Source organism: Wolbachia endosymbiont (group B) of Sphaerophoria taeniata, assembly GCF_947179355.1.
Taxonomy (GTDB): Bacteria; Pseudomonadota; Alphaproteobacteria; order Rickettsiales; family Anaplasmataceae; genus Wolbachia.
Genome location: NZ_CAMXAW010000003.1, coordinates 299,887 through 313,203, shown reverse-complemented (window position 1 = coordinate 313,203; position 13,317 = coordinate 299,887). Strand labels below are relative to the sequence as shown.

General features: G+C 35.3%; 12 protein-coding genes and 1 tRNA gene. 10 read left to right on the top strand and 3 right to left on the bottom strand.

The features are described 5' to 3' along the window. Positions 1 to 39 precede the first annotated feature (39 nt). The 8 genes from ONG75_RS05395 (at position 40) to tnpC (ONG75_RS05360) (ending at position 7,905) form a co-directional block, all read left to right on the top strand. Positions 40 to 1,038: a molecular chaperone DnaJ gene (locus ONG75_RS05395; protein ID WP_264375961.1), complete on the top strand. Its 999-nt coding sequence runs from the start codon at positions 40 to 42 to the stop codon at positions 1,036 to 1,038. A 58-nt stretch (positions 1,039 to 1,096) separates the two neighbouring features. Next, a complete protein-coding gene (locus tag ONG75_RS05390) occupies positions 1,097 to 1,993 on the top strand; it encodes a class I fructose-bisphosphate aldolase (protein ID WP_264375960.1) in 897 nt (298 codons plus the stop codon). A gap of 5 nt (positions 1,994 to 1,998) precedes the next feature. Continuing rightward, positions 1,999 to 2,070: transfer RNA gene (locus ONG75_RS05385), tRNA-Cys, on the top strand. A gap of 107 nt (positions 2,071 to 2,177) precedes the next feature. After that, entirely contained in the window at positions 2,178 to 2,939 is a 762-nt protein-coding gene (locus ONG75_RS05380) for a hypothetical protein (RefSeq protein WP_264375959.1), read from the top strand. A gap of 50 nt (positions 2,940 to 2,989) precedes the next feature. Beyond that, positions 2,990 to 4,372, top strand: a complete 1,383-nt coding sequence (tnpC, locus tag ONG75_RS05375) for an IS66 family transposase (RefSeq protein WP_264375454.1) — start codon at positions 2,990 to 2,992, stop codon at positions 4,370 to 4,372. A gap of 165 nt (positions 4,373 to 4,537) precedes the next feature. Then, on the top strand, positions 4,538 to 5,605 hold the full coding sequence (locus ONG75_RS05370) for a quinone-dependent dihydroorotate dehydrogenase (RefSeq protein ID WP_264375958.1): 1,068 nt from the start codon (positions 4,538 to 4,540) through the stop codon (positions 5,603 to 5,605). Between the two features lie 92 nt (positions 5,606 to 5,697). After that, positions 5,698 to 6,390, top strand: coding sequence for a ribonuclease III (gene rnc / locus ONG75_RS05365; RefSeq protein ID WP_029237654.1), 693 nt, complete (start codon positions 5,698 to 5,700; stop codon positions 6,388 to 6,390). A gap of 132 nt (positions 6,391 to 6,522) precedes the next feature. Then, a complete protein-coding gene (gene tnpC, locus ONG75_RS05360) occupies positions 6,523 to 7,905 on the top strand; it encodes an IS66 family transposase (RefSeq protein ID WP_264375454.1) in 1,383 nt (460 codons plus the stop codon). A 45-nt stretch (positions 7,906 to 7,950) separates the two neighbouring features. On the opposite strand, the gene ONG75_RS05355 is transcribed toward tnpC (ONG75_RS05360), so the two are convergent. From ONG75_RS05355 to ONG75_RS05345, 3 genes are read right to left on the bottom strand one after another with little or no spacing between them, the layout of a single operon-like run. Then, complete coding sequence (locus ONG75_RS05355) at positions 7,951 to 8,550, bottom strand: SCO family protein (protein WP_010404358.1); 600 nt, start codon at positions 8,548 to 8,550, stop codon at positions 7,951 to 7,953. A 35-nt stretch (positions 8,551 to 8,585) separates the two neighbouring features. Further along, entirely contained in the window at positions 8,586 to 9,290 is a 705-nt protein-coding gene (gene dnaQ / locus ONG75_RS05350; RefSeq protein WP_010404360.1) for a DNA polymerase III subunit epsilon, read from the bottom strand. Positions 9,291 to 9,304: 14 nt separating this feature from the next. Continuing rightward, a complete protein-coding gene (locus ONG75_RS05345; RefSeq protein WP_264375957.1) occupies positions 9,305 to 9,964 on the bottom strand; it encodes a Tim44/TimA family putative adaptor protein in 660 nt (219 codons plus the stop codon). A gap of 164 nt (positions 9,965 to 10,128) precedes the next feature. On the opposite strand from ONG75_RS05345, the gene secB reads away from it, so the two are divergent. Together secB and acnA are read left to right on the top strand one after the other, a co-directional pair. After that, positions 10,129 to 10,632 (top strand): protein-export chaperone SecB, encoded by a 504-nt coding sequence (gene secB, locus ONG75_RS05340; protein ID WP_264375956.1) that lies wholly within the window; start codon positions 10,129 to 10,131, stop codon positions 10,630 to 10,632. A gap of 6 nt (positions 10,633 to 10,638) precedes the next feature. Then, a complete protein-coding gene (gene acnA, locus ONG75_RS05335; protein WP_264375955.1) occupies positions 10,639 to 13,260 on the top strand; it encodes an aconitate hydratase AcnA in 2,622 nt (873 codons plus the stop codon). Positions 13,261 to 13,317: the final 57 nt, after the last annotated feature.

The window sequence follows — 13,317 nt, the reverse complement described above, 5'->3', positions numbered from 1 at the left end:
AAATTTGTAGTATAGTCACTATTTTTTAATGAGGCTATAGTGGCAAGTTTAACCAGAAATCAATATTACAGTAATCAAGATTTACAGAACTTATTTTCAAGGCTGGGAATAAAAGCAGAAGAAGTAATAAGCCAGGAGTTTGATGATGTACTTAAGTTAGTTGAGCGGCACTTTAGAAGAGCTTCATTAAAATGTCACCCTGATAAAGTAGTAGGAGAGAAAGAGAAAAAAATAGCTGAAGAAAAGTTTAAAAAACTTAGTGCAGATAAAGATAAGCTAGAGAAATATCTTAACGACTTAAAAGCAGCTGGCATATCTATAACATTACAGCGAGAAGTGCAGGAAAAACAAAGGAGAATCAATGAGATTCTATTGCGTAGAGAGAAAGCTGTGAATAGAGCATGTTTATTTTTTATATTAGCAAATGTGGTACTTGGTCCGTCGCATAAAGTCAAATATTGCTTATCGCAGCTTGCTAACAGTGGCAAAGTGCAAAATATTGCTTATAAATTTTATGCATTCAGCATCGGAGTTTGGCCATGGTTATTTATTATATCCTTTTGTAGTATTATCTATGCAGCAAGTAAACAAAGAGGCTCACAAGAGGAAAATCTAGATAGGTTAAATAGAAGATACAATCTACTTATTGCTGCTGATAATTATGTGATATGTATGGCAGCAGCGTTTGCTGTGTGCAGTTTAGCATCGGAAATTGCACAAAATGGCTGTCCTGTTCAATATGGAACAATGCTGATAGTTAATTTGGCATTGGATTTATTACTTATTGCTTTACTTAGAACTTTTACGAAAGCTTCTGAATTATATAGCGAACACTGCATTCAGCGTTTATATGAAGAAGACACAGAATTTAGCTACAAGGAAAAATTTGCATGGTATGACTACAAATTAGTGCTTATGCCACTCATTCTTCCTATTGTTAAAATGTATTTTGAAGATTTAATTCAAGAAAAACCACAGCAGCACACCACCGATCCTAAAGTTACACCTTTAAATATAGGTGTAGGAACAAGAGCATAAAAAGATCTTTGCTTCAACTATGGTTTTTGCTACACTTTAAGCAAACTTGAAGGTGTTAATGAGTAAAGAAGTAAACCGAATTCTAGATTATTACGAAAGTGAAAATCCTGGGGTAAAAGCAAATCTTGCTCGTATTCTTATGCATGGAAAACTTAGTGGAACTGGCAAGTTAGTAATTCTCCCTGTAGATCAAGGATTTGAGCATGGGCCAATAAAAAGTTTTGAAGTTAACCCTAATGCTTACGATCCGCATTATCATTTTCAGCTTGCAGTTGATTCGGGAGTAAGCGCGTACGCTGCTCCGCTTGGTATGATCGAAGCTGGTGCTTCAACTTATGCTGGAATGCTACCACTTATTTTGAAGCTTAATAGTGCTAACTCCTTGCACTCGAAAAACTTAACTTCTGATCAAGCAATAACTGCTTCTGTAAAAGATGCGCTGCGTTTGGGTTGCGTAGCTGTTGGGTTTACTATATATCCTGGTTCTGCTAAGTGCTTCGATATGATGGAAGAAGCTCGCGAAATTATAGCTGAGGCTAAGTCTTGCGGCCTTGCCGTAGTGCTATGGTCTTATCCACGCGGTGAAGGAATTTCCAAAGAAGGCGAAACAGCAGTTGATGTTATTGCCTATGCTGCGCACATAGCAGCTTTACTTGGCGCTAATATAATCAAAGTAAAACTTCCAATTAACTATTTGGAAAGGGAGAAAATAGAAACAGAAAATATTGAGTCATTATCTAAAAGAATTGAATATGTTAAAAGATCTTGTTTTGCAGGGAAAAGAATAGTAGTTTTTTCTGGTGGCGAGTCAAAATCAGTGAATGACATATGCAATGAAGCGAAAGAAATTAAGCAAGGCGGTGGTAATGGTTCAATTATCGGGCGTAACACTTTTCAAAGAAAAAGAGAGGATGCTTTATCTATGCTAAAAGATATAATGGATATCTATGCATAAAAAACGGCTGGGTGGCAGAATGGCTTATGCGGAGGACTGCAAATCCTTTTATACCGGTTCAATTCCGGTCCCGGCCTCTTACTCCAATTAGATCGTTTTTTCTTCTGAAATTTTAACAAGAAGTGTGGCTTTTAATGAAATATTTAAAAAAATAAGATACTATATTCAAAATATAAGCAGTAAAATGCCAAAGAGATTAACAGAAGTTTTATTATTGATTGGTTTGCCCTTCTTGCTTACCAGTTGCACTTTTCACTATTTATTAAAGAGCTCGTATACTCATCTTGCACCAGAAAAGTACCCTTCATCCAACAAACAGCCGGTTTACGTCGGTACAGCTTACAGTGCACAGACTATATATAATGCGTTATTTAATGACTTTCTGTTAATAGGTAAGTCATCATTCACAGCCAAACATGGGCGTGCTAGTCAATATGTTAACTATGGAAGAGAAGTTGGAGCAGATGTGATAATCGTATCATTTCAAAATATGCAAAAGGATAAAGAGCATTTTAGCATCACAGAAAAACTATTATGGGACACAAGCTTAACAACATTTCATACAAGGACCATTATAAACTTTGATCAGGACGTACTCTTTCTAAAAAAGGTAGGTGATGCAAAAGCTCCATGGGAATATGTCAAAGGAGAGTTCAAGCTTCACGAAAAAGACGATACTGATCCATATCTAGGGAATTGGGTAGGGTATAGAATATGCAAGATTGCAATATCTTCTTCAGAAGATGAATACTTAGGATTTGTAAATGAAGATAATTGTAAAGAAAAATCTGGAATAAATAAGATGCTTGCTTGGAAAAATGGGGATGTAAGGTTGCGGATTAATAAACAATCAAAACAGGGATTTTATTTAAATCGAAATAAGATTCCTATACTAATAAAATCTCAAATTAACAAATTGTATCCGTTCAGCGGAGTGGCAGAATAAGGTAGACAAGGTGATCTAAAAAGATAATCATAGAGCAAAAGTGAGGTAATGTGGTAAACCTTTTAGAGCTTTGCAAAAATTTACAGCAAAAAATAGAAAAGTTAGAAGCAAAAATAGAAAAGCTGGAAAGGGAGAATGAAAGTTTAAAAGCAGAGAACAAGGCTTTAAAGATAGAGAACGCTGAATTAAAGGAAAGGCTTGGTTTAAACTCGAAAAATTCATCTCTACCAAGCTCTAGAGAGTTGTACAAAATAAAAAAGGACAAGCCAAAGAGCGACAGAAACGTTGGTGGTCAGGTTGGTCATAAAGGAAGTTTTCGCGCCAAAATGGATGCAGATGAGGTGATAAAAGTAAAGTTGTCATCTACTTGTGAATGCGGAGGAGGGATTGCAATATGCAATGGACCGTACATTCATCAAAAAGTTGATCTTCCGGAAATTAGGCCTTATGTAGTGGAATATCAGATGGAGCATGGTCGTTGCCGGAGATGCGGAAAAAGAAGAAGCAGTAAGTTACCAGAAGGTGTTACGTCAGATACATTTGGTCCAAGGGTTAAGTCAATAATTGCAGCGTTCAGCGGATTCTACAAAAATTCAAAACGCGAAATAGCGAGTGTCGTAAATGATATCTTCAATTTGAACATAAGCGTCGTTAGCATATCAAATAGTGAACATAGAGTTGCTTCAAAATGCAAAAAAATGTATGAGCAGATCGAACAAGAGATAAGTAGGAGTAAAGTTCTACATATTGATGAAACGAGCCATTATAACAAAGGTAAACTCGCTTGGTGTTGGATGTTTGCAAGCAATACGGCAAGTTTTGTGAAGTTGACAGAGTCAAGAGGAATGAAAGTTTTAAAAAATAACGCATGCTGCAATCATAATAGCTTAGTGGTAACCGACAGGTACGCAGTATACAATTACTTTGCTGATGAAAAAAGGCAAATCTGCTGGGCACACTTAGCAAGGGATTTTGAAAGATTAGCGCATAGTTGGAATATTGAAGTCAAAGTTCTTGGCTGTTACTTAAGAAATGTAGCTACTGAATTATTTGCACTAAAAAAGGCTTTGCTAAAAAATGAGATAGATGTTTTTAGATTTGCCAGACGTGCCAGAAAGTTGCGAAAACGTACAAGGTATTACTTGAAGGAAATATCCTACTTACCTGAAGCAATTGGAGCCTCTCGAGTTGCGAAAAATATTTTGAAATCTGAAAGAATGATGTGGAATTTTTTAGATGACCCAAAAAACATTCCGCTGACAAACAACCATGCTGAACAGCAGATACGGCATTATGTCGTTTACCGCAAAAATTCGTATTTTACACAATCAAAGCGGGGAAATGCATTCCTTGAACGGATAATTTCGTTATACTTAACATGGAAACAAAGGGGTCTCAATCCTTTCCAAAACCTCTTATCTATTGTTTCTTAAACCACTCTCCTGAACGGATACAACAAATTTGGCTACCTCGAATTAGTAGATAAAAATACTGATCAAGTTCTGGTTTCCCTTCAGAAAAATTAGTTTTTACTACTCATAGAAACTATATACTTACTATTTTGATAAACCTCAAGCTTTCTAAGTTATTCTTGTTGCATGGTAAAAAATAAACTAAAAATAAGCAAAGTGTTTTACAAAATGATATTACGTAATTTATTGTTTTTACTGCCGCCTGAAATTGCTCACTCCTTGGTAATAACGGCGTTAAAAAAGATGCCCTGTAGGAAACCTATAGAACTACCTAAGTCTTTAAATGTAAACTTTTTTGGTAATAAAATTAGGAGTCCTGTAGGTCTTGCTGCAGGTTTTGATAAAAATGCGGAAGTTATAAAGCCGATGCTCTCATTTGGTTTTGGATTTATTGAGGCTGGTACTGTAACTAAACATCCCCAATATGGAAACAAAAAACCGAGAATTTTTCGATTAATTAAAGATGAAGGAATAATTAATAGATTGGGATTTAATAATAAAGGAGTAGACTATTTTCTTAAACAGATAAGTGAAACTAAACTTGGTGATTGTATTTTTGGTATAAATATAGGAAGAAACAGTACATCAAAGGACCAAATCAGCGATTATGTTGACTTAATAAAGATAGTATATGGAAAGAGCAATTATATAGTACTGAACATCTCATCCCCAAACACACCTAACTTGCGCGATTTGCACAATAAACAAGAATTATCCAAATTGTTGAAATCTATCACTCTAACTCGGAAATCAATCGATAGCTCTGAATCGATACCGATAATATTAAAAATTTCTCCAGATATAGATCAGCAAGCAAAAGAAGATATCGCTGAGCTTGCACTAGAATATAAAATTGACGGCTTAATAGTAAGCAACACTACGATAAGTCGAGATTCTTACTATAATGAGAGTGGTGGGTTGAGCGGCAGACCATTGTTTCAACTTTCAACCGAGTTATTGAGTGATATGTACAAGCTTACTAAGAGCAGGATTCTATTGATAGGATGTGGGGGAGTTTCAAGTGGTATTGACGCATATGAAAAAATAAAGGCAGGAGCCTCTTTAGTACAACTGTACACTGCTCTCGTATATCAGGGGCATCAAGTTGTGAACAAAATCAATCTGGAGCTTGCAGAATTGGTAAAAAGAGATGGATTTAGTAACATTACTGAAGCAGTGGGTTGTATACATTAATTTTGGAAGTTATTGATATTGTTTTAGTAAAGTAGAGCTAACTTTTTAGTGTAAAGGTATGATAGGGAGTGCTTTTCTTTTGAATGATGAACATGAAAGTTTTGAACGATATAATATCTAAAGTTATTAATTATAAATTTACAGATCATGCAATATTAGAAGAGGCATTAACCCATCCAAGCGTAAATAAAAGGAATAGCGAAGACCAGATCGTAAGCTACGAAAGGCTAGAGTTTTTGGGCGATAGTATTTTGAACATGGTTGTATCTGCTATGCTGTTTAAAATGTTTCCTGAAGAAAAAGAAGGAGCATTGGCAAAAAGAAAAACGGATCTAGTTTGTGGCAGTACCATTGCTAATGTTGCTAAAGAAATAGAGTTAGGTAACTTTATCATCATGAATAATAGTGAACGTTGCAACGGAGGGAAATGTAACTTAAAAAATTTAGAAAATTCGCTTGAGGCACTAATAGGTGCAATTTATATTGACGGTGGACTTGAGAGTGTTGAAAAATTTATTATCCGACATTGGGAAAAGCTAGCTAAAGACATCCTCGATCCTCCTCAAGATCCTAAAACTTCACTGCAAGAGTGGACTCAGAAAAACAAATTACCTTTACCAGAGTATGAACTTGTAAAACAAACTGGACCAGCACACAATCCTGAGTTTACTATATCAATTTTCATAGAGAATTATGGCAAAGTTTCTGCATGCGCTTCTAGTAAGAAAATTGCTGAACAAAAAGCTGCTGAGTTGATCCTAGAAAAAATTAAAAAAACGACTTAGTTTAATCAAAATAGCTGTTAGCATAAATTTAAAGTAAGCTAAGCTCTTTAGTTCGTATCCGTTCAGCGGAGTGGCAGAATAAGGTAGACAAGGTGATCTAAAAAGATAATCATAGAGCAAAAGTGAGGTAATGTGGTAAACCTTTTAGAGCTTTGCAAAAATTTACAGCAAAAAATAGAAAAGTTAGAAGCAAAAATAGAAAAGCTGGAAAGGGAGAATGAAAGTTTAAAAGCAGAGAACAAGGCTTTAAAGATAGAGAACGCTGAATTAAAGGAAAGGCTTGGTTTAAACTCGAAAAATTCATCTCTACCAAGCTCTAGAGAGTTGTACAAAATAAAAAAGGACAAGCCAAAGAGCGACAGAAACGTTGGTGGTCAGGTTGGTCATAAAGGAAGTTTTCGCGCCAAAATGGATGCAGATGAGGTGATAAAAGTAAAGTTGTCATCTACTTGTGAATGCGGAGGAGGGATTGCAATATGCAATGGACCGTACATTCATCAAAAAGTTGATCTTCCGGAAATTAGGCCTTATGTAGTGGAATATCAGATGGAGCATGGTCGTTGCCGGAGATGCGGAAAAAGAAGAAGCAGTAAGTTACCAGAAGGTGTTACGTCAGATACATTTGGTCCAAGGGTTAAGTCAATAATTGCAGCGTTCAGCGGATTCTACAAAAATTCAAAACGCGAAATAGCGAGTGTCGTAAATGATATCTTCAATTTGAACATAAGCGTCGTTAGCATATCAAATAGTGAACATAGAGTTGCTTCAAAATGCAAAAAAATGTATGAGCAGATCGAACAAGAGATAAGTAGGAGTAAAGTTCTACATATTGATGAAACGAGCCATTATAACAAAGGTAAACTCGCTTGGTGTTGGATGTTTGCAAGCAATACGGCAAGTTTTGTGAAGTTGACAGAGTCAAGAGGAATGAAAGTTTTAAAAAATAACGCATGCTGCAATCATAATAGCTTAGTGGTAACCGACAGGTACGCAGTATACAATTACTTTGCTGATGAAAAAAGGCAAATCTGCTGGGCACACTTAGCAAGGGATTTTGAAAGATTAGCGCATAGTTGGAATATTGAAGTCAAAGTTCTTGGCTGTTACTTAAGAAATGTAGCTACTGAATTATTTGCACTAAAAAAGGCTTTGCTAAAAAATGAGATAGATGTTTTTAGATTTGCCAGACGTGCCAGAAAGTTGCGAAAACGTACAAGGTATTACTTGAAGGAAATATCCTACTTACCTGAAGCAATTGGAGCCTCTCGAGTTGCGAAAAATATTTTGAAATCTGAAAGAATGATGTGGAATTTTTTAGATGACCCAAAAAACATTCCGCTGACAAACAACCATGCTGAACAGCAGATACGGCATTATGTCGTTTACCGCAAAAATTCGTATTTTACACAATCAAAGCGGGGAAATGCATTCCTTGAACGGATAATTTCGTTATACTTAACATGGAAACAAAGGGGTCTCAATCCTTTCCAAAACCTCTTATCTATTGTTTCTTAAACCACTCTCCTGAACGGATACCTCTCCTGAACGGATACCTTTAGTTCAGCTTACATATTTTTTTATCTCAGCCAGAATCTTATCAGATTGACTTTCATCTGAATTTAAATCAGCTACAAAGTGTGTGACATATTTTCCTTCAGGGCTAATAAGGTATATCATTGAAGAATGGTTAATTTCCTCTTCTCCATCTACTTTACTTGCATATACTTTATACTTTGCAACTACTTCATCTATTTTTTGTCTTTCACCAGTTAGCATTTGTATTCTATGGTCAAATTGCTGCTGAAATTCTTTAAGCCTTTCTGTGTTATCGCGCTCAGGATCAACTGTGATAAAAAATGTTTGTAGCTTATTGTCAGTTTTCTTATCTAACTTTGCAAGTGTTTCTGAAATTATGCCGAGATTCATAGGGCAAATTCTTTTGCATGAGGAAAATCCGAAAAAAATCATCATATACTTATTTTTAAAATCACTACTGCGTACTGTTTGTCCGTCTTGATTGATCAAAGAAAAATCTCCACCTACCTTAATTTCTGTATTTTGTGAAACAAATATGCCTTGCTTGGTAAAATAACAATAACCTAAGAAGATAGCTGCTACTGTTATTAGCAAACTAGACAATAACCTTATAAACTTTATCATTAAAGCGTTTCCAATAAAGTTAAATCATATATTGATTAGTTGATTGATTCAATATATTCCTTCCAAAGTGGGTTGTTAATTTTATCTAACAATTTCTTATGCTCATCAATTTCTTTAATACTTGGTGAATGTTCTCTGCGAGCTAAATTACGCACTTTATGCTGAATAAACGTAGAGTTATTGTCCTGAGCACATTCATTATTAAATAAAAAGGTTTGCAATCCTCCTGTAAGCTCAACATAGACCTTTGCAAGCAATTGAGCATCAACTAATGCTCCGTGTAACTCTCTACCTTCTAGCGATATATCAAAACGCTTGCATAATGCATTTAAAGAAGCAGGTGATCCTACAAACTTTTTTCTTGCAAGTGGTAATGTATCTAGCACTCTATCTGAGGAAATTAACCCGGCATTCAACTTGTTTAACTCCATATTAAGGAACTTAATATCAAACTCAGCATTATGAATTACCAAGATGTCATTAGATATGAAGTCAAGAAATTCAAGTGCAACATCTGAAAATAGTGGCTTATCTTCCAAAAACTCCTCACTAATACCATGAATCTTAAATGAGTGGTAAGGTATATCTCTCTCTGGATTAAGATATCGATGAAATGTTTTACCTGTTGGAATACGGTTAATTAGTTCTACACATCCTATCTCAATAATTCGATGGCCAGACTCAGTGTCAAGACCTGTAGTTTCAGTATCAAGTACTATTTCTCGTAGCCTACTTTCCATCGGTGTAACTAATCTCACTTGTCATTTGCTGTTAAATTTTTATCGGTACTTACCTTCTTGTAGTTAATGGAAACAAGCAACCAGGTTGGATCTGATGAATTAATATTTTTTTTGAATTGCCATACATCCTCAACTTTGTTAATAGTAGACATACTACCTGATATGATATCTCCTTCATTATTCTTAACGAAGTTAATTTGCTCTGAAAGGAAATATACTGCAATAAATATTACGTTTTTTACTAGCTTTATTTCTAAGATCTTTTGTGAAACGATAGAAACAATTATAGACTCGTGTATCTCTTTACGATGCTTAATCTTATCCACAAAGCTGTTATACAAATCTTTGTCCAGAAGGGATTTTAATTGAGGTAAATTCCCTTGGTTAAAATATTTAATTATTAATTCAAAAGCTATGCTTGAACCTTCTATAAAATTGGAAATAGAGAACTCTCTGTTTTTTTGTAATATTTGTTTATAAGTAGCTTCTATTGAACTTTTGTCGTTGCTATAAATATAATCTTCGATATTTTCTACCACATCCTCTTTACTTTGACTTGCATCCAATACAACTGTTAGCTTTTTTAGGTTGAGACTGGCTGATCTTCCTAAAGAATTGTATAAGCGTGAAAAAATAAACGCCGCTAGTAAAGCATATATTACAAGCTCTATCATGGTAACTTAACCCCTTGGTATATAAAGTATCTAAATATTATTAATTATTGATAAAAATATGTTTTGCATATTAGCCTATAGTTAGGTTTGCTATTCGTTTATAAATGAATATATTATATAAGAAAGTATTAAATATCTCAACTTAATTAAAGGAGAAGTAAGAAATGTTACAACACAAAATGAAAATTCATGGTCAGTATGTCAAAGATCTTTCGTTTGAGAATCCAAATTCGCCATTCCTTCCTTCTAGTAAAGCTCCCGATATTAATGTAAAGGTTAATATTAATTCAGCAAAATTAGAAGGAACGGAAAGCAAAGAAGGAATAAATGAAGAAAAACCTTTTCATGAAATTACTTTGCATATAGAAGTCAAAGCGACGATAAAAGATGAAGATATAAAAAATGGTATAGCTTTCATTTGTGAGATAAAGTATTGTGGTATTTTTTCAATAGAAAATTTGAAAGAGTTGAGTGAAGAGGAAGTAAGACAAGCTTTGTTTATTGGCGGGCCTACTTTTCTTTTTCCTTTTGCAAGAGAAGTAATTGCAAGAACTACAAGTAGTGGTGGGTTTCCTCCACTTATGCTAGATCCTATAGATTTTGAAACTATGTATCAGCAGCAAAGTCAACAACAAAAAAGTAGCGCTAGTAATTCCAATTTTAACTAATACAGGATGAACAATTCTTTAAATGCAAAGACGACTTTAAATATTGATGGAAGGTTATATAACTACTTTAACCTAAGTAACGCTGGTAAATTCTTAGGAGTAAATTTAACCAAATTGCCTTGTTCACTCAAGGTATTGCTTGAAAATTTATTGCGCAACGAAGATGGAGTAAGCGTTAAATTAGATGACATAAAGATATTAGCAAATTGCGTCAAGAAACACATTAATCACGAAATTAGCTACAAGCCAGCAAGGGTTTTGATGCAGGATTTCACAGGAGTTCCTGCTGTCGTTGACTTAGCTTCAATGCGTAATTATGTGAAGAAAAACGGAGGTAACCCAAGCAAAATAAATCCATCTGTAACTGTTGATCTTGTGATCGATCACTCTGTTCAAGTAGATAGTTATGGAAGCACTTCCGCATTCAGTAAAAATGTTGAGCTAGAAGTAAAAAGAAATTTGGAGAGATATCAATTTTTAAAGTGGGGAGAGTCGTCCTTCACAAATTTTAGAGTAGTACCACCAGGTACTGGAATTTGCCATCAAGTAAACCTTGAGTATTTAGCGCAAGTTGTGTGTAATAATGATGGGGTCATATATCCTGACACTTTAGTTGGTACTGACAGTCACACTACAATGATTAACGGGTTATCAGTCCTTGGTTGGGGTGTTGGAGGCATAGAAGCTGAGTCTGTGATGCTTGGTCAACCAATTAGTATGGTGATTCCAGAAGTAGTTGGATTTAAATTAATTGGCAGACTACCGGAAGGAGTAACTGCGACTGATTTAGTGCTGACGGTTACCAGTATCCTAAGAACAAAAGGTGTTGTTGGTAAATTTGTAGAATTTTATGGTGATGGTTTAGATTATTTATCTCTAGCAGACAGGGCCACTATAGCTAACATGGCCCCAGAATATGGTGCAACTTGTGGGTTTTTTCCAATTGATCAGAAAACACTCGATTATTTACATTTAACAGGGCGACCAGAAGAGCTGATCAAATTAGTTGAAGTCTATTCAAAAGAGCAGGGATTGTGGCGTAGCAGTAATGAGTTAGCATTTTTTGACACACTAGAGCTTGATTTATCAAGCGTAAAGCCAGTGATGGCTGGTCCTAAAAGACCACAGGATAAGATTTTCCTTTCAGAAGTAGCGGAATCTTTTTCTACATCTTTTCCTATTAATGAGACAAACAGACCTTCGTTGGAACCTATCTATGGCGATCAGCTCCAGAGTGGCAGCGTAGTGATTGCAGCAATAACAAGCTGCACTAACACCTCAAATCCAAGTGTGATGATTGCTGCAGGTCTTGTAGCTCGTAATGCAATTAAACTTGGATTAAAATCAAAGCCTTGGGTTAAAACTTCTCTTGCTCCAGGGTCACAAGTTGTGACAGAATATTTAGAAAAGTCTGGATTGCAGGTAGATCTAAATGCTTTGGGTTTTAATCTAGTTGGATATGGCTGCACAACTTGCATTGGAAATTCTGGTCCACTTAATAAGGATATAGAGGATGATATAAAAAACAAAAACTTAACTGTTGCTGCAGTTTTGTCTGGCAATCGTAACTTTGAAGGAAGAATTCATCCGTTAGTCAAAGCTAATTACTTGGCATCTCCGCCACTTATTGTTGCATATGCACTTGCAGGCACTGTGCAAATTGATTTGACAAAAGATTCAATATGCAAAGATAAGAATGGAAATGATGTCTATCTCAAAGATATATGGCCAACAAATAATGAAGTTGAGAGCTGTGTTAAAAGTGTTGTGACGCGTGAAATGTTCATACAAAAGTATAAGGATGTTTTTTCTGGTGATGAGCATTGGCAAAAGATAAAGTGTGAGAAAGGTGAAATCTATGATTGGGACGCGAAAAGCACTTATATACAAAACCCTCCCTATTTTGATAATTTATCGACTAAGAACAATGGAAGCAACATAGTTGATATAAAGAATGCGCAAATACTAGCGATGTTTGGCGATAGCGTCACTACCGACCACATTTCCCCTGCTGGAAATATTGCCTCAAATAGTCCTGCAGGCATATATTTAAAAGGTCTTGGAGTTGAACCGCAAGATTTCAATTCATATGGATCTCGCCGCGGTAACCACAACGTAATGATGCGTGGAACCTTTGCTAATATCAGAATAAGAAATAAAATGGTGAGCGCTGAGGGTGGCTATACAAAACATATTCCTTCTCAAGAAACTATGTCAATTTTTGATGCAGCAATGCAATATAAAAGAGAAGCTGTTCCATTAGTTGTCATTGCAGGAAAAGAATATGGTACAGGTTCAAGTAGGGATTGGGCAGCAAAGGGTACTGCATTACTGGGAATTAAAGCTGTGATTGCAGAAAGTTTTGAACGCATACATAGGTCCAACTTGGTCGGCATGGGTGTTCTTCCACTTATATTCCAAAATGGAATAACCAGAAAGATATTTGATGGTAGTGAGATAATAAGCATAAAAGGTGAAATAGTATCAAATGGAAATCTAGAATGTATCATTAAAAGACAGGATAATTCAAAGCAATCAATACAACTCAAATGCTGTGTACAAACCGCAACTGAGATTAAATACTTAATGAGTGGTGGAGTGTTAAGCTACATACTTCTTTCGACTTAGTAAAAGTAAGTACTAGACTTCTTTTAGCTCCAGCCCTGGTCCTTTTAAATAATGATT

Excerpts from the sequence above, each read along its gene's own strand:
- acnA (WP_264375955.1), top strand. The coding sequence starts at position 10,639 with ATGAACAATTCTTTAAATGCAAAGACGACTTTAAATATTGATGGAAGG.
- secB (WP_264375956.1), top strand. The coding sequence starts at position 10,129 with ATGTTACAACACAAAATGAAAATTCATGGTCAGTATGTCAAAGATCTT.
- ONG75_RS05345 (WP_264375957.1), bottom strand. The coding sequence starts at position 9,964 with ATGATAGAGCTTGTAATATATGCTTTACTAGCGGCGTTTATTTTTTCA.
- dnaQ (WP_010404360.1), bottom strand. The coding sequence starts at position 9,290 with ATGGAAAGTAGGCTACGAGAAATAGTACTTGATACTGAAACTACAGGT.
- ONG75_RS05355 (WP_010404358.1), bottom strand. The coding sequence starts at position 8,550 with ATGATAAAGTTTATAAGGTTATTGTCTAGTTTGCTAATAACAGTAGCA.
- ONG75_RS05380 (WP_264375959.1), top strand. The coding sequence starts at position 2,178 with ATGCCAAAGAGATTAACAGAAGTTTTATTATTGATTGGTTTGCCCTTC.
- rnc (WP_029237654.1), top strand. The coding sequence starts at position 5,698 with ATGAAAGTTTTGAACGATATAATATCTAAAGTTATTAATTATAAATTT.
- ONG75_RS05390 (WP_264375960.1), top strand. The coding sequence starts at position 1,097 with ATGAGTAAAGAAGTAAACCGAATTCTAGATTATTACGAAAGTGAAAAT.
- ONG75_RS05370 (WP_264375958.1), top strand. The coding sequence starts at position 4,538 with ATGGTAAAAAATAAACTAAAAATAAGCAAAGTGTTTTACAAAATGATA.